The sequence below is a fragment of the Micromonospora sp. SD12 genome, assembly GCF_052068495.1.
In the GTDB taxonomy this organism is placed as follows: domain Bacteria; phylum Actinomycetota; class Actinomycetes; order Mycobacteriales; family Micromonosporaceae; genus Micromonospora; species Micromonospora echinofusca.
The window spans coordinates 482,119-503,982 of sequence record NZ_JBQHDF010000004.1; the positions used below are offsets into that span (position 1 = coordinate 482,119).

Sequence of the window (21,864 nt, forward strand, 5' to 3'; positions counted from 1 at the left end):
TCAGTCCAGCCCGCGCCACCCGCGCGCGACGGGCCGGCCCGATTCGACGTCGGCGAGCCCGAGCAGGGCGCCGACCCCGGTGATCCGCAGGACCCGCGCCACCCCCGGCTGCGGGGCGGTCACCCGCAGCGGCACGTCGCGCTCGCGGCCCACGGCGGCGCCGTGCACCAGGACGCGTACGCCGCTGGAGTCCATGAAACGCACGTCGGCGAGGTCGACGACGACCTCCCGGACGGCGGGCCGGCGCAGCGCCTCGGTGAGCGTCGCCTCGAACTCGGGGGCGTTGGCCATGTCGATCTCGCCGGCCGGGCGCAGGACGACCCGCCCCGGCTCCGTGTCCCGCGTATCCGGGTCCATGGCTCGCCTCACCGTCGAAGGGACGCGCCGGCACCGGCGCGCCTCGACGATACCGGCCCCCGCCCGCCCGGGACGCTTCGAGGACCCGAGGAGCTACTTGAACACGTTCAACAAGTCGCCTACGCTCAGGCGGCAAGAGTTGAACACGTTCAAGAAGGGCGTCCGCGATGGACACGAAGGTCTGGATGTACCTGGTCTACCTGGCGATCAGCATCGGGTTGACCGTGTGGGTGGCCCGGGCGCTGTCGCGCAACGGGTTGGTCTTCCTGGAGGAGGTGTTCGCCGACGAGCGGCTGGCCAAGGCCGTGAACAGCCTGCTCGTCGTCGGCTTCTACCTGCTCAATCTCGGCTACGTCACGGTGGCCATGAAGCATCCCGACCCGGTCGGCTCGACCGCCCAGGCGATGGAGGAGCTCTCCCTCAAGATCGGCCTCGTGCTGCTGGTGCTCGGAGCGCTGCACTTCTTCAACGTCTTCGCGCTCGGCCGGTACCGCCGCGGTCGGCTCCGCCAGTACGCCACCCACCCGCCCGTCGCCCCGGTCGGCCGGCTGCCGATGCCACCCGCGCCGCGCGACGCCCAGCCCGCCGGGGCCCGGCCCGCGGGGCCGTACCCCACGGGGCTGCAGCCCGCCGCCGGACCGCACCCCGGCGGACCGCACCCCGCCGGACCGGGAGCGGGGACCGGGGCGGTCGGCGGACCGCCGGCCCGATGAGCGCCCGACCCACGGGCGGGTCGGGCGGATTCCCGGACGCCACCGCGCACGGGGGCGGTGGCGTCCGGGGGTTCACCGTCCTCTACGACGCGCACTGCCCGCTCTGCCGCTCCGCGCGGCGCTGGCTGGCGTCCCGCGCCCAGCTCGTACCCCTGGAGTTCGTGCCGGCCGGCTCGGCCGAGGCCCGGCGGCGCTTCCCCGGCCTGGACCACGACGCCACGCTGCGGGACCTCACCGTGGTCGCGGACACCGGCGAGGTGTACGCGGGCGACGGCGCCTGGTTCGCCTGCCTCTGGTCGCTCGCCGACCACCGGGCGACGGCGGAGCGGCTGGCCCGCCCGCACCTGCTCCCGCTTGCCCGGCGGGTGGTCGCCGCCGCCTCCTCGGTCCGGCAACGGGTGCGCGACCCGTGGGCGGAGCCGGCCGACGACCCGGCGGGATACGGTGGCCCCGATGACCGAGCAGACTGCGCCGACGACCGCTGCGGGTGAGCCGGCGACCGCGCGCGGCGAGCAGACCCGGCAGCTCATCCTGGACACCGCCATGCGGCTGTTCCGCGAACGCGGTTACGCCCGGACCACCATGCGCGCCATCGCCCAGGAGGCCGGGGTGGCGGTGGGCAACGCCTACTACTACTTCGGCTCCAAGGAACACCTGATCCAGGAGTTCTACGCCCGCTCGCAGACGGAGCACCGGACGGCGGCCGGGCCGGTGCTCGCCCGCGAGAGCGACCTCGCCGCCCGGCTGGCCGGGGTGATGCACGCCGGGATCGACGTGCTCACCCCGTCGCACTCCTTCGCCGCCAGCTTCTTCAAGACGGCGGCGGAGCCGACCTCACCGCTGAGCCCCTTCTCGGCCGAGTCCTCCGGGCCGCGCGAGGCGGCGATCGGGCTCTTCGCCGAGGCGCTGGACGGCTCCACCGCCCGGGTCGACCCGGAGCTGCGCCCGCACCTGCCGGAGCTGCTCTGGCTGGCGTACATGGGGGTGGTGCTCTACTGGGTCTACGACCGCTCGCCCGGCCAGGCCCGCACCCGGCAGCTCATCGACGGCGCGGTGCCGCTGGTCGACCGACTGGTAGGGCTGTCGCGGTTGCGCGTGCTGCGCCCGGTGACCCGGCAGGTGCTCGACCTCATTCGTACGCTGCGTCACTGACTGCCGAACGCGGCCATCCTCCAAATAGCCGCAGGTCAGAGTCCGTTAGTCGACACCCGGATCGCACCAGTGGCACCTTGCCGACGCCCTCACCGATACATAGCGTGATGGGTGCGCACACCACCCGCGGGCCCTGGGGGGAGACTGCGGACCGTGGATCCGGCCCGGGAACCACGGTCCGCGCCCCGCCCTCGGGCACGCTCAGGGCGGATAGACGCCGAACGACCGCCAGCCCCGGTCGGCGAAGCCGGCAGCGGTCGCCACCCGGGCGGAGGCGGTGTTCGCGGGGTCGTGCAGGTACGTCGGGACGGCCCCCTCGTCGAGCACCCGGCGCGCCGCCTGGGCGACCAGCCGCCGGGCCAGTCCCCGCCCCCGGGCCGCCGGCACGGTGCCGACCGCCAGCTCGTGGCCGTACGCGTCGTGCCGCTTGATCCCGACCCCGGACAGGTAGCGGCCCTGGGCGTCGCGTGCCACCAGGACCGGCCGGTCGAACAGGCGCAGCCAGGACGGCAGCCCGGCGGCGTTCGGGGCCGTCCACTCCCCCGCGTCCGGCAGCGGGGTCGGCGCAACGCTCCACCGGAACACGTCGTCGTGCACCGCCCAGCCGGGTCGGCCGACCGCGGCGGGCAACGCCGCGAGCGGCGGGCCGCACGGCCGCCGGGCCAACTCGCGGACCGCCGCGACCCGGTCGGGGGCGACGGAGAGCACGGTGCTCGCGCCGGCAGCCACCGCGACGGCCGGCCGGAGCCTGCCGTCCCAGGCCGGTCGGGCCCGCCGGTGCGAGCCGACCACGTGCAGCCCGGGCCCGGCCGGCCACTGGCCGAGCCAGCTCGCCAGGTGCAGGTGCAGCCGCCGGTCGAGCATCGCCGGTCACCTCCCCACGGCCGTCGGTCGTCACCCGGAGGCCGGGCCGCCGACGCCGCCCGCCTCGCCGACGATCACCGTACGCGGGCGCGGCGCGGTGCGCGCGCGAACCCGTCGGGGGTGGACCGGCGCGGGTCCCCGTGACCCGACGGAATCCGCCCCGCGCAGCGGGGACGCGCGCGATGATTGGGTGGCGTGGCGGGCGGGTAGACGTATCGACACACCGATGGCCGCCGATTCGTGGGACGAGGGCCGATCACGGGAACCAGACGCATCGACCGGCCGTCATATTCATTTTCATACATGGACAACTTTGTTTGGGACGGTATGGTCATGCCGAATCAGCCGAACGACCGGTACCACCAGGACCCGGAGCGACTCTGGCGATGCACCGAGGCCACCGGGTGGTTCCCGGCCCAGTCGGCGTACCGGGGCCACCGCGCCGGGCCCGAGGCGCTCCCGTGGAGCGAGGTCGACAAGCAGCCCGCCGGCGCCGCGTCGCGCGGCGGCCGGAACACCCACTGACCACCCCGCGCAAGGCCCGGTCGTACCGCGACACACCCGGACGGTCCACCGGCGGCTTTCGCACACCTGTCGGGTAATTTCTTCTGGTCCGGCATCCCGGCCTACGACAGGAGAAGCTCCGCGCATGGGCAAGAAGACGATCCACGTCTCCGACTTCAGCGGCACGGTCATCCAGCCCGACGACGAGGTGGTCCGCGTCGTCGTCCTGGAGCACCCGGACCTGGTCGCGGGGCCCGTACGGCTGGACGCCACCCCGGTCGAGGTGGAGAGCATCGACGACGCCGCGCTGGACGTCGCGGTGGTCGAGATCCACGACCGGCACGGCGACGGCGAGCCGCGCCGGGTGGTGCTCACCGCGAGCGAGTTCGACGCGATGGCGACCGACGTGCCGATGGCGCAGCTGCTGAAGACCGCCGAGCGGGTCCGCCCGCCGAAGGCCCGCAAGGGCGCGGAGCGGGTCGACTACGGCACGATCGAGCACGCCGGCCGGCCGCACCGGGGCCGGGTCACCGAGGAGGAGGCCCGGCTGGTGCGCGAGCGGCTCGACGAGGTCAACAAGCGGCTCGCCGACGCCGGGATCCGCCAGGTGGACCCGACGGACCCCGAGCACGCCGCCCGCTACGGCTTCCCCGCCGCGCCCTGAGGCGGGTCATTCCCGCATCTGGACGGCCCGCAGGGCCGCCGCCACCCACTCCTCGGTCGCGGCCTTGGTCACGCCGAGCCCGCTGAGGACCCCGGCGCCGTTCTCGTGCTCCAGCAGCGCGAGCAGGATGTGCTCGGTGCCGACGTAGTTGTGCCCGAGGCGCAGGGCCTCCCGGAAGGTCAGCTCCAGCGCCTTCTTGCCCTGGGCGTCGTACGGGATCAGGTCGGGCACCTCGGCGGTCGAGGGTGGCAGTGCCGCCGTCGCGGCCTCGCGTACGCGTTCCAGCGGCACCCCCTGGGCGACGACGGCCTTCGCGGCCAGGGCCTCCGGCTCGTTGAGCAGTCCCAGCACCAGGTGCTCGGGGCGGATCTCGGCGTGCCCGGTGGCCCTGGCCTCGTTCTGCGAGGCCATCACCACGTTGCGCGCGCGGGGGGTGAACCGGGAGAAGCCCTGCTGCGGGTCGGGCGGCGTCTCGTCGGCCTTCGGCACGAAGCGCTTCTGCGCCGCCTGCTTGCTGACGCCCATGCTGCGGCCGATCTCGGTCCAGGACGCGCCGGAGCGGCGTGCCTGGTCGACGAAGTGGCCGATCAGGTGGTCGGCGACCTCCCCGAGGTGGTCGGCCGCGATGACCGCGTCGGTGAGCTGGTCTAGCGCGTCGGTGTGCGCCTTCTTGATCGCCCGGATCAGGTCGTCCAGGCGTACGGGGTTGGTCATCTGCACTGGATCCGTCATGCGTCAACCATAGGTTGACGCACGCATGCCGTCAACCCAAAGTTGACGATCGGCACCACAGCTCCCGCGGGCTCGTCGGCCTCGGCAGACGACGGCCGGTGATCACCCGTAGGAAAGTTTCACCATTGCCTCGCTCGATATAGAAGTTTTACGATTCGGCCTCCATCGTCCAACCCTCCCCACGGTACGAACATCGGAGGCAACAATGTGTGACGCACCGGAGACAGGCACGCTGCTCCACGTACCGGCCCGGCGCCGCGCCCTGTTCACGGCGCTGGGCGTCGGCGCCGGCATCGGGGTGCTCGGTCTGCCCAGCCCCGCGCTGGCCGCCGTCGCCGGCTGGAGCAACCCGACCCGCGGCACGCTGACCTCCGGCTACAAGAGCCCCAGCCGGCCCGGTCACCTGGGCTGGGACGTGGCCAACAGCCAGGGCACCCCGATCTACGCCACCGCCGACGGAACCGTCCGGGACGTCAAGACCAACTCGTACCCGGGCGACACGACGAGCGGGCCGCTGGCCGGTCGCACCGGCAACAGCGTCCACATCAACCACGCCGACAGCTACTTCTCCTACTACGGCCACCTGCACCGGGTGCTGGTCAGCGCCGGTCAGCGGGTCAGCTGCGGGCAGCTGATCGGCCTGATGGGCAACACCGGCAACTCGACCGGCCCGCACCTGCACTTCGAGATCCACCGGCCCCGGCTGACCTCGCTGGACCCCCGGGTCTTCCTGGCCAACCGGGGCATCACCCTCGGCTCGACGGCCCCGGTCGGCAGCACCGGCTACCCGAGCGTCAGCCAGGGCGCCTCGGGCTGGATGCCCCGGGTGATCCAGTACCTGGTGCGGGCCCGCGGCATCTCCGTCGTGGTGGATGGGATCTACGGACCGGGCTGCGCCGCCTCGGTCAGGTCGTTCCAGAGCAGCCGGGGCCTCTACGCCGACGGCATGGTCGGCCCGATCACCTGGACCGCGCTCGTCCTGCCCCTGCGCGAGGGCAACTCCGGCGACCTGGTGCGCGGCCTCCAGACCGCCCTCAACGCCCGGGGTGCCAGCCTCCTCGTCGACGGCGGCTTCGGCTCGGTCACCACCAGCGCGGTGCGCGCCTTCCAGAGCCGCAACGGCCTCGTCGCCGACGGCCTCGTCGGGCCGGTGACGTGGAGCGTGCTCATCTGAGCGGCACCGTCAGAGCCAGCCGTTGTCCCGGGCGGTGCGGAACGCCTCCGCGCGGTTGGCCACGCGGAGCTTGCTGACCGCGGCGGAGAGGTGGTTGCGGACGGTGCCCGCCGACAGGTGGGTACGCCGCGCCACCTCCGCCACCGGCGTGTCGTACTCGGCCAGCCGCAGCACGTCCAGCTCGCGGGGCGTGAGCGGGCACTCCGGCGCGGTGAGGGCGTCCGCGGCCAGCGCCGGGTCGACGTACCGGCCGCCGGCGTGCACCCGGCGGATGACGTCGGCCAGCGTCCCGCCGGGAGCGCCCTTGGGCAGGAACCCCTTGGCCCCGGCGGCCAGCGCGCGTTGCAGGTGGGGCGGCCGGCCGTGCCCGGTCAGGATCACCACCTTGCAGGCGGGCAGGACGCGCGCCAGCTCCGCGGTCACCTCCAACCCGTCCAGGGCCGGCATCTGGAGGTCCACCACGGCCACGTCCGGCCGGTGGGCGAGCGCGGCGGTCACCGCAGCCCGCCCGTCCGACGCCTCGGTCACGACCTCCAGGTCGGACTCCAGACCGAGCAGAGCGGCCAGCGCCGCCCGGATCAGGTCCTCGTCGTCGGCGAGCAGCACCCTGATCACGGGCGGGTCCGTACCGTCACGTCGAGGCGGAACACCCCGTCGTCGGTCCGGTGCCGCAGCGAGCCCCGGGCCTCGGCCATCCGCTCGGCCAGCCCGCGCAACCCGAAGCTGTGCCGGTCCGGCGACGCACCCTCGGCGCCGTCGTTCGTCATGGTCATCCGTACCTCGTCCTCGTCCTGGCTGATCTCGATGGTGCACCAGGTGGCCCGGCTGTGCCGCAGCACGTTGGTGCTGGCCTCCCGCAGCACCGCGACGAACTGCCGGGCGATCTCCGACGGTACGTCGTCCGGCGGCAGCGCGACCGCGCAGCGGATGCCGGAGGAACGCAGCACCTGCTCCACCGCGGCGATCTGGTCCCCGAGGTCCACCGCACGGTACCCGTGCACCACCTCGCGCAGCTCGACCAGCGCCGACGCGGCCAGTCGCTGCACCTCGGCCGCCTCGGAGCTGGCCCGCCCGGCGTCCGTCGCCGCCAGGCGGGACGCCAGCTCCGCCTTGAGCGCGATGACCGAGAGGCTGTGCCCGAGCAGGTCGTGCACGTCGCGCGCGAAGCGCAGCCGCTCCTCGGTCGCGGCGAGCCGCCCCTGGGCGGCCCGCCCCCGCTGCGCCTCGACGAGCAGGCCCCACAGCCAGAGCTGCAGGGCGTTCCACGCGGCCATGGAGACGCCGGCGACCAGCACGATGGTGACCTGGTCACGCACCGACGCCCCGTTGCGCAGCGCCACCCCGGCGGCCACCGCCACGGTCAGCAGCGCCGCCGGGCCGGCGGCCCACCAGCGCGACAGCATCGGCACCGAGCCGATCACCGACGCGCCGAGGAAACCCCAGGTCGCCCACTCCGGCGCCCCCACCGGCCCCACCAGGGGTACGGAGACCACGGCGGCCACGACGAACGCGACGAGCAGGCGGCGCCGCACGGCCCCCGCCAGCCACGGGGTGATCGCACCGTAGAGCGCGCCGGCCTGCGCGACGACGAACAGGACGATGCCCACCGCCCCGGCAGCCGTCCACCCCGGATCGTCCTCCCGCGACAGCCCGGCGGCGGCCAGCAGCAGCGTCCCCAGGACGCCGCTGCCGACGGTGGTGAGGGTGACGACGCGGGCGCGGCGCAGGCCGAGATCCCGCTCGACCTGCGCCCGGTCCATGTTCACGTCCCCGTGGCCGGGTGACGCGATCGCTGCCCCGATCATCCGTGCCGGGGCTCCCACCGGAAGTACCGGCCCGCCATGAGCAGCGACACCACCAGCCAGACCAGCAGCACCCCGAAGGACGGCAGCGTCTCGATGAAGGTGCCGGCGAAGCTCAGGGTCTGGCCCTCGTCGGTACGGCCGAGCCAGCCGACGCGCATGACCTCGGTGAACGGGCCGTTGGGCAGGAACCAGAGCACCCGCTCCAGCGACTCCGGCAACGCGCCGAGCGGCAGCAGCGCACCCGGCGTGGCCAGGAAGACCACCACGGTCGGCAGGGTGGTGAGCATGGCCGCCTCGGAGCTGCGGGTGATCGCGGAGAGCGCGGCCGAGAACGCCGCCATGATCGAGGAGCCGATCAGCAGCGCCACCACCATGACCAGCGGGTTCCTGGGCATCGGCAGGTCGAGGACCAGGACCGCGTAGACGGCCAGCGCGAGGAACTGGGCGAGGAAGATCGCCACCGTGCTGCTGGCCGTGCCGAACAGGATCGTGCGGTCCGAGGCCAGCCCGGCGCGCAGCCGCTTGAGCACCAGTTCCTGGCGGCGCGAGGCGTACACGGTGGTCAGGTGGTGGTGCACCAGGAAGACCATGATCAGGGTGGTGACGCTGACGACCCGGCGCACGCCGGGCACCGTCTGGCCGCGGTACTCGCTGACCAGCAGCAGAGCGATCATCAGCGGCGTCACCACGGACATCGCGGTCGACGTCCAGCTGCGGCGCAGCGCCAGCAGCTCCATCTTGAGCATCGCGGCCATCTGCCAGATGGGCCTGGTCGCGCGGTCGCCCGAGGCGGCGGCGGTGGTGGGGCTCGGCGTCGTCATCGTCCCGCTCATCGGGCAACCTCCGCTTCCGCGTGCTGGTCGGTCGGGTCGTGGTCGGCGGCGATGTCCAGGAAGACATCCTCCAGGGTGGCCGGTCGGGCCGACAGGGAGGCCAGCCGGATGTTGCCCGCGTTGGCCCACTCGAGCAGCCGGGTCAGGTCGGTCTGGAGCTGGCGGGACTCGTACGTGACCCGGTCGCCCTCGACCAGGCGGGCGGCGTGCGGCAGGTCGGGCAGCGACTCCGTGGCCGGCAGCCGGAAGCTGATCCGGGCGGGCAGGGTGCGTACGACGTCCTCCGGCGCCCCGGTGGCGACGATGCTCCCACCCCGCATGATCGCCACCCGGTCGGCGAGGACCTCCGCCTCCTCCAGGTAGTGCGTGGTGAGCAGGACGGTGGTGCCGCCCTTTTGGAGCTCACGGACGACGTCCCAGGTGCGGCGGCGCGACGCCGGGTCCATGCCGGTGGTGGGCTCGTCGAGGAAGAGCACCTCCGGGCGGCCGAGCACGGCAAGCGCCAGCTCCAGCCGCCGGCCCTCGCCGCCGGAGAGCTGCTCGACGGCGACGTTCATCCGGTCGCCGAGGTCGACCAGGTCCAGCACCTCCGCGGTGGTCTGCGGCCGGACGGTGAGCGACCGCCAGATCTCCACCGTCTCGCGGACGGTGAGCGCGCCCGTGAACCCGCCGTGCTGGAGCATCACCCCCGTCCGGGGGCGCACCGAGTTGCGGTCCCGGACGGGGTCCAGCCCGAGCACCCGGACCCGGCCGGCGGTGGCCGGTTGCAGGCCCTCCAGGACCTCGATGGTGGTGGTCTTCCCGGCACCGTTGGTGCCCAGCAGCGCGAACAGCTCGCCCCGGCGGATCCGCAGCGAGATGCCGCGCACCGCCTCGAACTCCCCGTAGCTGCGGCGCAGCCCGTCCACTTCGATCACGACGTCATCCATGCTCATCAGGCTGCCGTCGGTGGGCGACAGTTCCAACCCCCGTCGCGTCATGTTCCCACCGTGTCGTACGCATGCCCGACCCGTGTGTCCCCCACGTCCGGGGCAGGCGCGCCGCCCGGGGTCAGCGGACGCGCGGACGCGGACACGACGCCGAGCGGTCGGTGGCCCGGTGCATCCGGGGGGCGCTCAACCGGCCGGGTGGGCGGCGAACGGCGCCACGTCCACCGGGAGTTCCGGCAGCACCCCGGCAAGCGCCTCGACCTTCGTCCACGTCATGGTCACCTGGTCGAGGTCCCCGTCCCCCAGCGGGACGCCCAGCTCGCCGAACGCCCGCGCCAGCCGCTCCCGGCGTACGGGGTCGACGCCGTCGGCGGGCGCCTCGGGCACGCAGACGGACGCGAGGTCCGTCACGACCTCCAGCTTCGGCTCCCGCTCGTGCCAGCCCGTACGCCGCTGGTAGACGTCGGCGACGGCGGCCAGCTCGAAGTCGCGGCCGGGCGCGGCGGCGAGTTGCAGCGACAGCGGCATCCCGTCGCCGTCGACGCCCATCGGCAGCGCCAGCGCGGGGAAGCCAACCGCGCTCCAGGCGCTGGGCAGGAAGGAGATCATCTGGAGGCTGGCCTGGTCGTCGTAGCGGGGGGCGCCGGACGGCCAGGCGGGCGTGGCGATGACGTCGACGTCACGCAACCGCGCCCGCAGGGCGTCGGCGCCCCACCCGCGCACCCGCTGGGCCCGCAGGTACGTCTCCGCCGGGAGCACGCCGCCGAGCGCGACGTTCCACCGGAAGGGTCGCCCGTAGTCGCTCCAACGCGCCCGCAGCTGCGCCCCGTGCACCTCGAACGCCTCCACCAGCATCGTCACGAGCTGCGCGGCGAAGAGCGGGAACGCCTCGTCGAACGGCACGTCGACGACCTGCGCCCCGGCGGCCCGCAACTCGTCGAGCGCGGCGTCGAAGGCGGCGGCGGTGTCCTCGGTCAGCGCGGCGGCGTAGCGCACCAGGTCGCCCGGGACGCCGACGCGTACGCCCGCGAGGTCGGCCAGCGGCGGCCGGGACAGCTCCGCGGGCCGGTCCGCCATCACGGCGAGCAGCCGCGCGCACTCCCGGGCCGTGCGCGCCAGCGGGCCCGTGGTCTCGACCGAGCGCGCCAGCGGGCGGACGCCGGTCGCCGGCAGGAGGCCCTGCGTCGGCTTGAGCCCGGTCACGCCGCACAGCGCGGCCGGGATCCGGATGCTGCCGTTGCTGTCGGTGCCGACGCCCGCGTCGAAGAAGCCGGCGGGGATGCCGTTGGCGCTGCCGCAGCTCGACCCGCCGGTGAACCGGTGGGGGTCCCACGGGTTGCGGGGCACCGGGAAGGGCGCCTCCGGGTCCGGCCGGGACAGCGCGTGCTCGCCCATCGTGGTCTTGCCGACGATCAGCGCGCCCGCGGCGCGCAGCCGCGCCACCACGGTCGCGTCGCGGTCGGCCCACCAGTCCGCGTCGTGCACGACGCTCTGGCAGGTGCTCGGCGCGCCGGCCACGGCGACGACGTCCTTGACGCCGATCAGCGTGCCGCGCAGCGGCCCGTCCGTGCCGGCGTCGACGGTCGGGAAGCGGTGCAGGAAGGTGCCGAGCATCGGCCCGAGCCGGTCGGCCCGCTCGGCCGCGGCGGCGACGTGGTCCATGTCAGCTCACCGCCGCGTGACCCGGCCGGCCGGTCGCGACGACCCGCGGCGAGGGCCGGTCGCCGGTCAATTCCGATTCCGCGTCCATTCTTGTGTGCCGGAAGAAGTCGCTGTGCGGAAAAACGAACGACTCGGCCGTGACATCGTCACCGACCATGACGTCCGTCTTCGCGTCACCGTTCGACGAATGACGGTCACCGTTCCGCTTCTGGCGTGCCACGAACACCTCCCCGCACGGGCCACAAAAAATGCGCGGCCCAGGACCACGACAACTCCGACGATGGCGGTCGCGGCCGTCGCGGGGTAACCCCTACGGTCACCCCTCACCACCCCGGAATGAGGCGCCTCGGACGCCGATCCTCGCGGCGACGGCCCCGGAGTTCCTGGCTCCCCGCTCCGCGGCGCTGATAAATACTATTCGCATACCCGCACCGATCTAAATGGGGAAATCAATGAGCAACGCAATCGCGAACCTCGTGGCGACACCCACGGCCGGTGCGGTGCAACCACAGGCGATCGACGTTTCGGCCGTGCACAAGAGATACGGCGACGTACGGGCCGTCAACGGCATCGACCTGCGGATAGCGCCCGGCGAGGTGGTGGCGCTGCTCGGGCCCAACGGCGCGGGCAAGTCCACGCTCGTCGACATGATCCTGGGGCTCACCCGCCCCGACCGCGGCGAGATCCGCGTCTTCGGGCACACCCCCCGGGAGGCCATCACCCGGGGCGTCATCGGGGCGACGCTCCAGGACGGCGCACTGCTCGACGACGTGTCGATTCGCGAGCTGCTCACGATGGTGGCGTCGCTGCACGCCGCCCCGCTGCCGATCGCCGAGGTGCTGCGCCGCACCGACCTGACCGACATCGCCGACCGCCGCAGCCGGCTCTCCGGCGGTCAGCGCCAGCGGCTGCGGCTGGCGATGACCCTCGTGTCCGACCCGAAGCTGCTGGTGCTGGACGAGCCGACGGTGGCGATGGACGTCGAGTCGCGCCACGTGTTCTGGGCCGCCATGCGGGAGTTCACCGACTCCGGGCGCACCGTGGTGTTCGCCTCTCACTACCTGGAGGAGGCCGAGGAGTTCGCCGACCGGGTGGTGCTCGTGCAGGCCGGGACGGTCATCGCCGACGGCACGGTCGCCGAGATCCGTTCCGTGGTGGCGGGCCGCTCGCTGTCGGCCACCGTCCCGGACGCGACGGTGGAGCAGCTGCGCCTGCTGCCCGGCGTGCTCAGCGCCGAGTCCCGCGGCCAGCGCTTCGAACTCGTCTGCTCCGACTCCGACGCCGCCGCCCGGGAGCTGTTCGCGCGCCATCCCCGGGCGTACGACGTCGAGATCGGCGCCCTCGGCCTGGAACAGGCGTTCCTGGCCCTCACCTCCACGAAGGGCGGGGCCGCCTGATGAGCACGGGCTTCCTCAAGATCGAAGTGAAGCGGGTGATCCGCGCCCGCAAGTTCTGGATCGTCGCGTTCCTGTTCCCGACGCTGCTCTACCTGATGCAGGCCAACCTGTTCCGCGGCGAGGTCGTCGAGCGCACCGGCATCAACTTCAGCGAGCACCTGCTGGGCGGTCTCGCCGCCTTCGGCGCGCTCTTCGTGGCGTTGAACGTCGGCACCCGGGTGGCGATCGAGCGGTCGACGGGGTGGCAGCGCCAGTTGCGCATCACCCCGCTGTCGCCGACGTCGTACCTGACCGCGAAGCTGGCCGCGGCGATGGTGGTGGCGCTGCCGGCGATCACGGCGGTGGCGCTCACCGGCGCGCTGTTGCAGGGCGTCCGGCTGCCGCTGGGCGGCTGGCTCCAGCTGGTGCTCGGGGTCTGGATCGGCACGCTGCCGTTCGCGCTGCTGGGCGTCTTCATCGGCCAGGTCGCCACGGCCGAGAGCGTGCAGGTCCTCACCTCCGTCTCGCACATGCTGCTCGGGGTGCTCGGCGGCGCGCTGTTCCCGTCGGTCGCGTTCCCCGAGTGGCTCCAGGCGGTGTCCGCCGTCATGCCGAGCCACTGGCTGGCCGTGGTCGGCCACAGCCCGTTCGAGGCCGACTCCCGCCTCGGGCTCGCGGCCCTGGTGCTCGCGGGCTGGACCATCGTGCTCGGCGCCGCCGTGACCCTGCGCTACGTGCGCGACAGCGCCCGCGTCTGAGCCGGGAGCCGACGGACCTCCCACACCCCGCACGACGAACGTACGCACCGCTACGACGAGGGATTGCATCGTGAAGAAGAACTCCTGGCAGATACTGCGCAAGGGCGGACCGGGCGGCCTCACGCTCACCGTCGACTTCACCAGCACCGGCCGCACCCAGGCGTGCTTCCGCGACCTGGTCCCCCTGCTGAGCGCGCCCGGCGAGATCTGGGAGACCGTGGCACCCGCCTCCGGCGCCGAGGACACCATGTCCGGCGCCGACTACGTCGAGCGGTGGGCGAAGGGCGTACGCCGGCGGGAACGCACCGTCGACACCGTGATCGGCTACTGCGTGGGCGCGGTCTTCGCCGCCCCCCTCGCGTCCCGGCTGGCCGAGGCGCAGGACGAGGCGCCCCGGCTGATCCTGCTGGACCCGGAGCTGCCGAACATCGTCGGGCTCTACCGGGACTTCCACGCCGCCGCCGACGCGCTGCGCACCATCCTCTCCCCGGAGGAGATCGCCGCGTTCCACGCCGACGGCCAGGCGGTGCGGGAGAAGTACGGCCTCGAGGACCTCACCCTCATCGGTCCCGCGCTCGCCGGGATCTTCCGCGGCGCGATCGACGTGGCGGGCCGCAGGCTCGGGCTCGACGACGACGTCCGGGGCGAGCTGGGCGGCAGCTTCGCCTCGTTCGTCGGGTACCTGCGGGCGGCGGCGGAGATCGACCCGACCCCGCAGTGGGCGACGGCGACGGCGATCACCTCCGCCCACTCGACCCAGGGCGGGCAGGGCTTCGGGCGTACCGTCCCGCTCGACGTCGACCACGACCAGATGCTGCGCCATCCCGACGTCGCCGCGACGGTCTCCGCCCTGATGACCGGCGCGGACGCCGGTCTGCGGATCGCGGGGTAGCGCGGTGGCACCGGGCCCGGCGGGCGGTGAGCCCGCGCTCTTCACCGACCTGTTCGCCGAACAGGTGCGGCGCACCCCGCACGCGACCGCCGTCGTGTGGGGCGAGCACCGCAGGACGTACGCGGAGCTGGACGCCGAGGCGAACCGGCTCGCGCACCGGCTGGTGTCGCTCGGCGCGGGCCCGGACCGGCTCGTCGCGATCGGGATCCGCTCCGCGCACCTGGTGGTGGCCGCGCTGGCCACCCTCAAGGCCGGGGCGGCCTACCTGCCGCTGGACCTGAGCTACCCGCCGCAGCGGCTGGAGCACATGCTCACCGACGCGCGGCCGATGCTGCTGCTGACCACCGGCGACGACCAGCACGCGGTGCCGGCGTCCGACGCGCCCCGGGTCCTCCTCGACGACCCGGACGCGTACGCCGGCCAGCCGGACACCGACGTCACCGACGCCGACCGGCTCGCCCCGCTGCGGCCCGCCAACACCGCGTACGTCATCTACACCTCCGGCTCCACCGGCAGCCCCAAGGGCGTGGTCATCGAGCACCGCCAGCTCGGCACGTACCTGCGCCACGTCGTGCGGTCCTACCCGGGCGTACGCGGGCGGGCGCTGCTGCACTCCTCGTTCGCCTTCGACCTGACGGTCACCGCGTTCTACGCGCCGCTCATGACGGGCGGCTGCGTGCACGTCGGCGCCCTGGAGGAGATGGGCACGCCCGCCGCCGGGCCCTTCGGGCAGGAGCGGCCCACGTTCGTCAAGGTGACGCCCTCGCACATCCCGCTGCTCACCGCGCTGCCCGCCGAGGCGTCCCCGACCGGGGAGCTGATGGCCGGCGGCGAGTTGCTGCTCGGCGAGACCGTCGACGCCTGGCGCCGCCGGCACCCCGGCGCGCGGGTCGTCAACGAGTACGGCCCGACGGAGACGACCGTCGGGTGCAGCACGGTGGTCATCGAGCCCGACCAGCCGGTGCCGCCGGGGCCGCTGCCCATCGGCCAGCCCATGCCCGACGTGCGCTTCCACGTGCTGGACGAGGAGCTGCGCCCGGTCGTGCCCGGCGAGATCGGCGAACTGCACATCGCGGGCGCCCAGCTCGCCCGGGGCTACCTGGGCAGGCCGGGGCTGACCGCCGAGCGCTTCCTGCCTGACCCGTTCGGCCCGCCCGGCTCGCGCATGTACCGCTCCGGCGACCGGGTCCGGCCCACCGAGGACGGCGAGTACGAGTTCTGCGGGCGGGTCGACAACCAGGCGAAGATCCGCGGCTACCGCATCGAACTGGGCGAGATCGAGGCGGCGCTGCTGCGCAGCCCGCAGGTGCGGCACGCGGCGGCGGTGATCCGCACGGACGCGCCCGAGGTCAAGCAGCTCGTCGCGTACGTCGTGGCCGAGGCGGACGCGACGCTCGACCCGCAGCAGCTGCGCAAGGACCTCGCCGAGACCCTGCCGGACTACATGGTGCCGAGCGCCGTGGTGAGCCTCGCGGCGCTGCCGCTGACCGTCAACGGCAAGCTCGACACGGCGGCCCTGCCGGCGCCGGAGGTCACGGCGACGCCGGGCGGGCGGGCGCCGGCCGACGAGTTGCAGGCGCTGCTGTGCGAGCTCTTCGCCACCTACACGGCCGTCTCCTCGATCGGTGTCGACGACGACTTCTTCGTCCGGGGCGGCACCAGCCTCGGCGCCGCCCAGCTGGTCAACGAGGCACGCCGACGCGGACTCACCCTGTCGCTGCGTGACGTGCTGGAAAACCGGACCGTGGCGCGACTCGCCGAGGTCTGCGCCGACACCGACCGAGGGGACGAGTGAGCATGAGCATCGCGGCCAGCAGGAAGGAAGCAGCCATGTGGCTGCTCGAGCGGCTGGTGCCGGACACCGGGGTCAACAACGTGGCGGTCGCCTTCGAGGTGGCCGGCCGGATCGACCGCGAGCTGTTCACCGCGGCGCTGGGGGCGGTCCTGGCCCGCCACGAGGTGCTGCGCACCGTGTTCCGCACCGACGACGCGACGCTGACCCGGGAGGTGCTCGCCGCCGACCGGATCGACGTGCCGGTGGTGGACGTCCCGGCCGGCGACGACGGGATGGACGCCGACCTGACCGCGTTCGCCGCCGAGCCCTTCGCGATCGACGGCCGCCCCCTGGTGCGGGCGGGCATCCGCGCGGGAGCCGACGGCGACGTGTGCTGCGTCGTCGTGCACCACCTGAACTTCGACGCCATGTCGACCACGATCCTGCTCCGCGAACTGCTCGTCGCGTACGAGACGGTGGCGGCGGGACGCCAGCCCGACGACGCCCCGGTGGCCGCGCTCGCGGAGCGCGCGCCGAACGAGCGCAGCGTCGCGTACTGGCGGAAGAACCTCGACGGGCTGCGGGCCGCCGAGGCGGGTCTGTGGTGCGCCCGGCCGCCCGTCGGGGCGCCGTCCCTGCGCGCCGAGACCGTCCACCACGAACTCTCCGCGCCGGCCCGCGCCGTGGTACGCCGCTTCCAGCGCGAACTGCGCGCCTCCGAGGCGGTGGTGCTGCTCGCGGCGTACTCGGTGCTGCTCGCCCAGCACGGCGCGGGCTCCGACGTGGTGATCGGCACCCCGGTCAACGTCCGGGACCAGCGCAGCATGAACGCCATCGGCTACCACGCGAACCTGGTGCCGCTGCGGGTCCGGCTCGACCCGGACGCCGACTTCCGCGCCGTCGTGAAGCAGACGCGCAGCACGTTCCTGGAGGCGATCAGCCACGCCGACGTACCGCTGGAGCACGTGTCCCCCGCCGTGCTCGGCGACGCGCCGTCGTCGTGGCGCAGCTCCTTCTTCCGGCACCTGTTCAACTACGTGCCCGGCACCGTCGACACCTCCGCCACGCTGACCGGGATGCCGGTGCGGCACGTCATGGTGGAGAACGGCTACAGCCGCTTCGACCTGGAGTTCTTCATCATGCCGGGCGAGGACGCGACGACCGTCCGCGCGGCGTTCTGCGTCGACGCCTTCGAGGCGGCCGACGTCGTGCTGCTGCTGCAACGCTACGACGCGCTGCTCGTACGGCTGGGCGAGGAGCTGGACCGGCCGGTGGCGCAGCTGTCCCGCCTGGGCACGAGCGACCTCGCCCTGCCGGCGTCGCCGTCGGCGCCGGCCGCCACCGCGTCCGTGTTGGACGCGGTGCACGCGACGGTCGCCGCGAGCCCGGACCTCGTCGCGGTGCAGGACGGCGCGGACGCCGTGTCGTATGGCCGGCTGTGGTCCGCGGCGCTCGCCACCCGGGACCTGGTCGCGGCCTCGGGCGGCGGCACGGTCGCCGTGCTCGCGCCGCGCGGCGCGCTGCTGGCCGCCGCGTGGCTCGGCGTGTGGCTGGCGGGCGCGCGCTGCGTCCTGCTCGACCCGGCCCAGCCGATCCCCGACCTCGCCGCCCGGCTGGCCGACTCGGGTGCCGCCCCGGTGCTGGCGGCCGAGGGCCTCCCCGTGCCCGGCGCCCTGCCCATCCCCGCCGTCCCCGCCGCCACCGACGCGATCCGCGCCGACGCGCCCACCGGCGGTGACCTCGACGCGGTGGCCTACCTGGAGTACCACCTCGACACGCCCGCGCCGCTCGCGGTGACGGTCACCCACCGGGCCCTGGCCGGCGCGGTCGCGCGGCTCATCGACCGGGTCGGCGCCGGGCCGGCCGTGACCGCCTGGCTGAGCAGCGCCGCCACGGACGCGGCGCTGACGGAGCTGCTGGTCGCGCTGAGCACCGGCGGCCGGGTCGTCGTCGCTCCCGACGCGGCCCGGACCGACGGCCACGCGCTCGGCGAGCTGGTGCGCGGGCAGGCGGTGGACGTGGTGCAGGCGACGCCGGCGGTGTGGCGCCAGGTGGCCGAGCACGCGGGCGACCGGCTCGCGGGCCGCGTCGTCCTGGTGGCGCACGAACCGCTCCCCCGCCCGCTGGCCGCGCAGCTGCGCGCCACCGGCGGCACGCCGCACCACGGCTACACCACGCCCGGCGTCGCCGGGTACGCCGCGCTGGACGACAGCCTGGACGAGCCGGGCGTCCGCCCGGCGACCCGCGTGTTCGTCACCGAGCCCGGCACCGGACACGAGCTGGGCATCGGCGTACGCGGTGAGCTGTGCGTCGCGGGCGACACGCTGGCCTCCGGCTACCACGGCCGGCCGGAGCTGACCGCCGCGCGCTTCGGCGAGCACCCGACGTACGGGCGGTTCCACCGCACCGCGGACCTCGCGCGCCTGCTGCCCGACGGCCGGGTGGACGTGGTCGGCCCGCTGTCGGCGCAGGTACGCGTCGGCGGCCAGCGGATCCATCTCTTCGACGTCGAGTCGGTCCTCGCCGCCCACCCGGACGTGGAGGCGGTCGCCGCCGTCGGGTCCGGCGGCGACGCGCAGGACGGCACGGTCGTCGCGTTCGTCGAGTCCCGCAAGCCCGACGTGACCGACAGGCTGCGCGAACACGCCCGTGCCGCCCTGCCGCTCACGCCCGAACTGGTCGTGCTCAACCAGCTGCCGGTCACCGTGGCCGGCACCGTGGACCGCGCGGCCCTCGTGGCGCTCGCCGCCGCGCGGACGTCGGCCGACGCCGACCCGCCGGACGAGACGACCCTCGCCCTCGTCGGGATCTGGACCGAGATGCTCGACCGGCCGGGCCTGCACGCGGACTCGAACTTCTTCGCCAGCGGTGGCCACTCGCTGCTGGGCGCCCAGCTCGTGCAGCGGGTGCGGACCGACCTGTCGATGCCGGTCCAGCTCGCCGACCTGTTCGCCAACCCGACGCCCCGGCAGCTCGCGGAGCACCTGCAGGACGCGTTCTGGGACGACGAGGACGACGACTGACCGATCGCTCAACCCCCACACCGTCTCGAACCTCAGCAGAGGAGGCTCGGCGTGACCGTCGACGTCCAGCCCACCCGCGGTACCGACCGCATGATCACACTGACCAGAGAGGAGAACATCGAGGTCGACACGATCGCCCGCTACCTGGCGGGCCGGCCGCCGCGCATGGTCGACGCGACCGCCTGGCTCGCGTCGGCCCGCGAGCTGTCCAGCAACCTGCCCGTACGACTGCGCCAGATGGTGCGGCGCTTCGCCTGGGATCCCGGGCTCGACGCCGTACTGCTCGTGCGGAACCTGCCCGTGGACGTCGACGAGTTGCCCGCGACGCCCACCGTGGCCGGCTCGGTGCAGCGGGAGTCCACGGTGCCCGCCGCCGCCCAGGTGCTGCTCGGCCTGCAACTCGGCGAACTCATCGCCTTCAAGGAGGAGAAGAGCGGCGCGCTCGTGCAGGACGTCGTGCCGGTGCCGGGCATGGAGAAGTTCCAGGGCAACGCGGGCTCGGTGACGCTCTCCATGCACGTGGAGAACGCCTTCCACCAGCACCGCCCGGACTACGTGGGCCTGCACTGCCTGCGCAACGACCACGACAACGTCGCCGGGTTGCAGGTGACGTCCGTGCGCAACGCGCTGCCCCTGCTGTCCGAGCAGGTCCGGCGGGTGCTGCACGAGCCCCGGTTCGTCACCGAGCCGCCGGCGTCGTTCGGCGACCTGCACAGCGCGCCGGAGCCGCACGGCATCCTCGTCGGCAGCTTCGAGGACCCGGACGTACGGGTCGACTTCGAGAGCTCCTTCCCCCTCGACCCCGAGGCCACGCAGGCGCTGTCGATGCTGGGCGACGCGCTGCGCACCGTCCGCCGTACGTTCATCCTGGAGCCCGGCGACCTCGCGTTCGTCGACAACCGGCTGGCCCTGCACGGCCGCACCGAGTTCACCCCGCGCTACGACGGCCGCGACCGCTGGCTGCAACGGATCTTCGTGCACCGCGACTTCCGCCGCTCCCGCGTGATGCGGCCCGCCGACGGGCACGTGCTCAGCAGCACCAACTGATCCACCGGCCCTGGGCGAGGGGCGGATCGCCGCGGGGCGCAAGACCGGTTGAACCCGAAGCCGCCAGCGATTCCCTTCCCACCGACCAGAGTGAGGCCAACATGGTGAGCAGGTGCCCCGTGCACGGGCTGGAGAAGCTGATGGACGCCGACTACTTCGCCAGCCCGTACGCGGCGAACGAGCGTTACGCGGTCATGCACGAGCGGGGCACCGTCCACCAGACATGCCTCGACGACCACGGCCGGGTGTGGCTGGTCACCGGCCACGCCGAGGTCTACACGGCGCTGCGCGACAAGCGCCTGGCGCGTCCCCGCGAGTACTCCAACGGCGACTTCACCAGCCAGCGCTTCCCGGAGGGCACGCCGACCGGCACCATCGTCACCCTCGACCCGCCGGACCACACGCGGCTCAAGAAGATGATCAACTTCACCTTCCTGCCCCGCAACCTGGAGACCTTCCGACCGCGAATACAGGAGCTCGTCGCCGGGCGGCTGGACGCGCTCGAGGCGGCGGGCGGCGGAGACCTCGTCGAGGATTACGGGGCCATCCTGCCGATCACGATCGTCTGCGACGTGCTCGGCATCCCCGACGAATACCGCACGGACCTCAAGAGGATGGCGGACCTCGGCTTCGGCAGCGACGACGAGACCAACGCCCAGCTCCGCGCGGACATGTTGCAGATGCTCGACGAGATCAGGCGGCGCAAGACGGCGGAGCCCACCGAAGACCTCTTCTCGTACTGGATCCACACGAAGGACGCCGATGGCACCCCCGTGCTGAACGTCGAGCAGGTCCTGGTCCTGGCCGCGCTGACGATGCTGGGCGGCTACGACACCACCGCGGGCATGATCAGCCGGGGCGCCCTGGCCCTGCTGGACGACCCGGAGACGCTGGAGCGGCTACGACGGCAACCGGAGCTGTTCGACGCGGCCGTCGAGGAGATGCTGCGCAAGAACCCGTCGGTGCACCACGCCTTTCGTCGCTTCGCCACCGAGGACATGGAGATCGACGGCACCAGGATCGGCAAGGGCGACACGGTGCTCCTGCACGTCGCCGCCGCCGGCAACGACCCGAGGCGGTTCGCCGACCCGCAGGTGTTCGACATCGACCGCGCCGACAAGACGCACCTGGTCTTCGGCGGTGGCCCGCACTTCTGCGCGGGGGCCGAACTGGCCCGGATGGAGGTGACCATCGCCCTCCGTGAGCTGTTCCTGCGCTTCCCCGACATCGCGCTGGCCGCCCCCCGGGAGTCGCTGAAGCTGCGCGCCTACCCGTTCATCCCCGCACTCCTGTCGCTACCCGTCACGGTCTGAGGGCTCCCCACCCGCCCCCGGAGAGGGGCGTGTCGCCGTCGGGACGTGGATCCGGTCACCCGGTTCCGCGCCCCGGCGGCGTCGTGGCGTGTGACCGTATTTCGACAGCGGGATCCGACGGCGGCATTCGCCCGTCAATTGACCGCCGTTAGCGACGGCACGATTCCGCGGGGCGCCTTTCCCCGGTTATTCGTGCGCGGGTCACCAGCTGAATGTGACGGTCTCATGCCCCACCGCCGGCCCACGACACCTGACCAGCACCAGCGCACTTCCACACCAATGACCACCACCA

General features: G+C 73.5%; 22 protein-coding genes. 13 read left to right on the forward strand and 9 right to left on the reverse strand.

The window, feature by feature from the left end; genetic code table 11:
- Window positions 1-357 (reverse strand): STAS domain-containing protein, encoded by a 357-nt coding sequence (locus tag ACTMS2_RS12075; protein WP_441175458.1) that lies wholly within the window; start codon window positions 355-357, stop codon window positions 1-3.
- Between the two features lie 167 nt (window positions 358-524).
- Here ACTMS2_RS12075 and ACTMS2_RS12080 point away from each other — a divergent pair, with 167 nt between their 5' ends.
- Genes ACTMS2_RS12080 through ACTMS2_RS12090 form a run of 3 tightly spaced genes read left to right on the forward strand, consistent with a single transcriptional unit; the run spans window position 525 to window position 2,222 of the window.
- Window positions 525-1,070 carry a hypothetical protein gene (locus tag ACTMS2_RS12080; protein ID WP_441175459.1) on the forward strand — a complete coding sequence of 182 codons (546 nt, stop codon included), beginning with the start codon at window positions 525-527 and terminating at the stop codon, window positions 1,068-1,070.
- Entirely contained in the window at window positions 1,067-1,561 is a 495-nt protein-coding gene (locus ACTMS2_RS12085; RefSeq protein ID WP_441175460.1) for a thiol-disulfide oxidoreductase DCC family protein, read from the forward strand. Before ACTMS2_RS12080 ends, ACTMS2_RS12085 begins: the two co-directional genes overlap by 4 nt.
- Window positions 1,524-2,222, forward strand: coding sequence for a TetR family transcriptional regulator (locus tag ACTMS2_RS12090; protein ID WP_441175461.1), 699 nt, complete (start codon window positions 1,524-1,526; stop codon window positions 2,220-2,222). The genes ACTMS2_RS12085 and ACTMS2_RS12090 overlap by 38 nt, the downstream gene beginning before the upstream one ends.
- A 201-nt stretch (window positions 2,223-2,423) precedes the next feature.
- Here ACTMS2_RS12090 and ACTMS2_RS12095 read toward each other — a convergent pair whose 3' ends face one another.
- Window positions 2,424-3,086 carry a GNAT family N-acetyltransferase gene (locus ACTMS2_RS12095; RefSeq protein ID WP_441175462.1) on the reverse strand — a complete coding sequence of 221 codons (663 nt, stop codon included), beginning with the start codon at window positions 3,084-3,086 and terminating at the stop codon, window positions 2,424-2,426.
- Window positions 3,087-3,419: 333 nt separating this feature from the next.
- Here ACTMS2_RS12095 and ACTMS2_RS12100 point away from each other — a divergent pair, with 333 nt between their 5' ends.
- Complete coding sequence (locus ACTMS2_RS12100) at window positions 3,420-3,611, forward strand: DNA repair protein (protein WP_363903089.1); 192 nt, start codon at window positions 3,420-3,422, stop codon at window positions 3,609-3,611.
- Window positions 3,612-3,735: 124 nt separating this feature from the next.
- The gene (locus ACTMS2_RS12105; RefSeq protein WP_089001680.1) at window positions 3,736-4,254 is read left to right on the forward strand and encodes a hypothetical protein; all 519 of its coding nucleotides are present in this window, start codon (window positions 3,736-3,738) and stop codon (window positions 4,252-4,254) included.
- 6 nt (window positions 4,255-4,260) lie between these two features.
- Here the strand turns inward: ACTMS2_RS12105 and ACTMS2_RS12110 are convergent, their stop codons facing one another.
- The gene (locus ACTMS2_RS12110) at window positions 4,261-4,986 is read right to left on the reverse strand and encodes a Clp protease N-terminal domain-containing protein (RefSeq protein ID WP_441175463.1); all 726 of its coding nucleotides are present in this window, start codon (window positions 4,984-4,986) and stop codon (window positions 4,261-4,263) included.
- 205 nt (window positions 4,987-5,191) lie between these two features.
- On the opposite strand from ACTMS2_RS12110, the gene ACTMS2_RS12115 reads away from it, so the two are divergent.
- Complete coding sequence (locus ACTMS2_RS12115; RefSeq protein WP_441175464.1) at window positions 5,192-6,160, forward strand: peptidoglycan DD-metalloendopeptidase family protein; 969 nt, start codon at window positions 5,192-5,194, stop codon at window positions 6,158-6,160.
- Between the two features lie 9 nt (window positions 6,161-6,169).
- On the opposite strand, the gene ACTMS2_RS12120 is transcribed toward ACTMS2_RS12115, so the two are convergent.
- The 6 genes from ACTMS2_RS12120 to ACTMS2_RS12145 all read right to left on the reverse strand — a co-directional run bounded on the left by ACTMS2_RS12120 (window position 6,170) and on the right by ACTMS2_RS12145 (window position 11,609).
- On the reverse strand, window positions 6,170-6,775 hold the full coding sequence (locus tag ACTMS2_RS12120; protein WP_101414466.1) for a response regulator transcription factor: 606 nt from the start codon (window positions 6,773-6,775) through the stop codon (window positions 6,170-6,172).
- A complete protein-coding gene (locus tag ACTMS2_RS12125; protein ID WP_250102381.1) occupies window positions 6,772-7,965 on the reverse strand; it encodes a sensor histidine kinase in 1,194 nt (397 codons plus the stop codon). Before ACTMS2_RS12125 ends, ACTMS2_RS12120 begins: the two co-directional genes overlap by 4 nt.
- Window positions 7,962-8,798 carry an ABC transporter permease gene (locus ACTMS2_RS12130; RefSeq protein WP_441175465.1) on the reverse strand — a complete coding sequence of 279 codons (837 nt, stop codon included), beginning with the start codon at window positions 8,796-8,798 and terminating at the stop codon, window positions 7,962-7,964. Before ACTMS2_RS12130 ends, ACTMS2_RS12125 begins: the two co-directional genes overlap by 4 nt.
- On the reverse strand, window positions 8,795-9,778 hold the full coding sequence (locus ACTMS2_RS12135) for an ABC transporter ATP-binding protein (RefSeq protein ID WP_441175466.1): 984 nt from the start codon (window positions 9,776-9,778) through the stop codon (window positions 8,795-8,797). Before ACTMS2_RS12135 ends, ACTMS2_RS12130 begins: the two co-directional genes overlap by 4 nt.
- A gap of 135 nt (window positions 9,779-9,913) precedes the next feature.
- Window positions 9,914-11,389 carry an amidase gene (locus tag ACTMS2_RS12140; protein ID WP_441175467.1) on the reverse strand — a complete coding sequence of 492 codons (1,476 nt, stop codon included), beginning with the start codon at window positions 11,387-11,389 and terminating at the stop codon, window positions 9,914-9,916.
- A 1-nt stretch (window position 11,390) separates the two neighbouring features.
- Entirely contained in the window at window positions 11,391-11,609 is a 219-nt protein-coding gene (locus ACTMS2_RS12145) for a hypothetical protein (RefSeq protein WP_441175468.1), read from the reverse strand.
- A gap of 232 nt (window positions 11,610-11,841) precedes the next feature.
- Here ACTMS2_RS12145 and ACTMS2_RS12150 point away from each other — a divergent pair, with 232 nt between their 5' ends.
- The 7 genes from ACTMS2_RS12150 to ACTMS2_RS12180 all read left to right on the forward strand — a co-directional run bounded on the left by ACTMS2_RS12150 (window position 11,842) and on the right by ACTMS2_RS12180 (window position 21,572).
- Complete coding sequence (locus ACTMS2_RS12150; RefSeq protein WP_441175469.1) at window positions 11,842-12,786, forward strand: ABC transporter ATP-binding protein; 945 nt, start codon at window positions 11,842-11,844, stop codon at window positions 12,784-12,786.
- The gene (locus tag ACTMS2_RS12155; RefSeq protein WP_441175470.1) at window positions 12,786-13,523 is read left to right on the forward strand and encodes an ABC transporter permease; all 738 of its coding nucleotides are present in this window, start codon (window positions 12,786-12,788) and stop codon (window positions 13,521-13,523) included. The genes ACTMS2_RS12150 and ACTMS2_RS12155 overlap by 1 nt, the downstream gene beginning before the upstream one ends.
- Before the next feature lie 70 nt (window positions 13,524-13,593).
- Complete coding sequence (locus tag ACTMS2_RS12160) at window positions 13,594-14,415, forward strand: hypothetical protein (RefSeq protein ID WP_441175471.1); 822 nt, start codon at window positions 13,594-13,596, stop codon at window positions 14,413-14,415.
- 4 nt (window positions 14,416-14,419) lie between these two features.
- On the forward strand, window positions 14,420-16,210 hold the full coding sequence (locus ACTMS2_RS12165) for a non-ribosomal peptide synthetase (RefSeq protein ID WP_441175472.1): 1,791 nt from the start codon (window positions 14,420-14,422) through the stop codon (window positions 16,208-16,210).
- Window positions 16,211-16,212: 2 nt separating this feature from the next.
- Entirely contained in the window at window positions 16,213-19,212 is a 3,000-nt protein-coding gene (locus ACTMS2_RS12170) for a condensation domain-containing protein (protein ID WP_441175473.1), read from the forward strand.
- Window positions 19,213-19,263: 51 nt separating this feature from the next.
- Window positions 19,264-20,259, forward strand: a complete 996-nt coding sequence (locus ACTMS2_RS12175; protein ID WP_441175474.1) for a TauD/TfdA family dioxygenase — start codon at window positions 19,264-19,266, stop codon at window positions 20,257-20,259.
- A gap of 101 nt (window positions 20,260-20,360) precedes the next feature.
- The gene (locus ACTMS2_RS12180; protein ID WP_441175475.1) at window positions 20,361-21,572 is read left to right on the forward strand and encodes a cytochrome P450; all 1,212 of its coding nucleotides are present in this window, start codon (window positions 20,361-20,363) and stop codon (window positions 21,570-21,572) included.
- Window positions 21,573-21,864 lie beyond the last annotated feature (292 nt).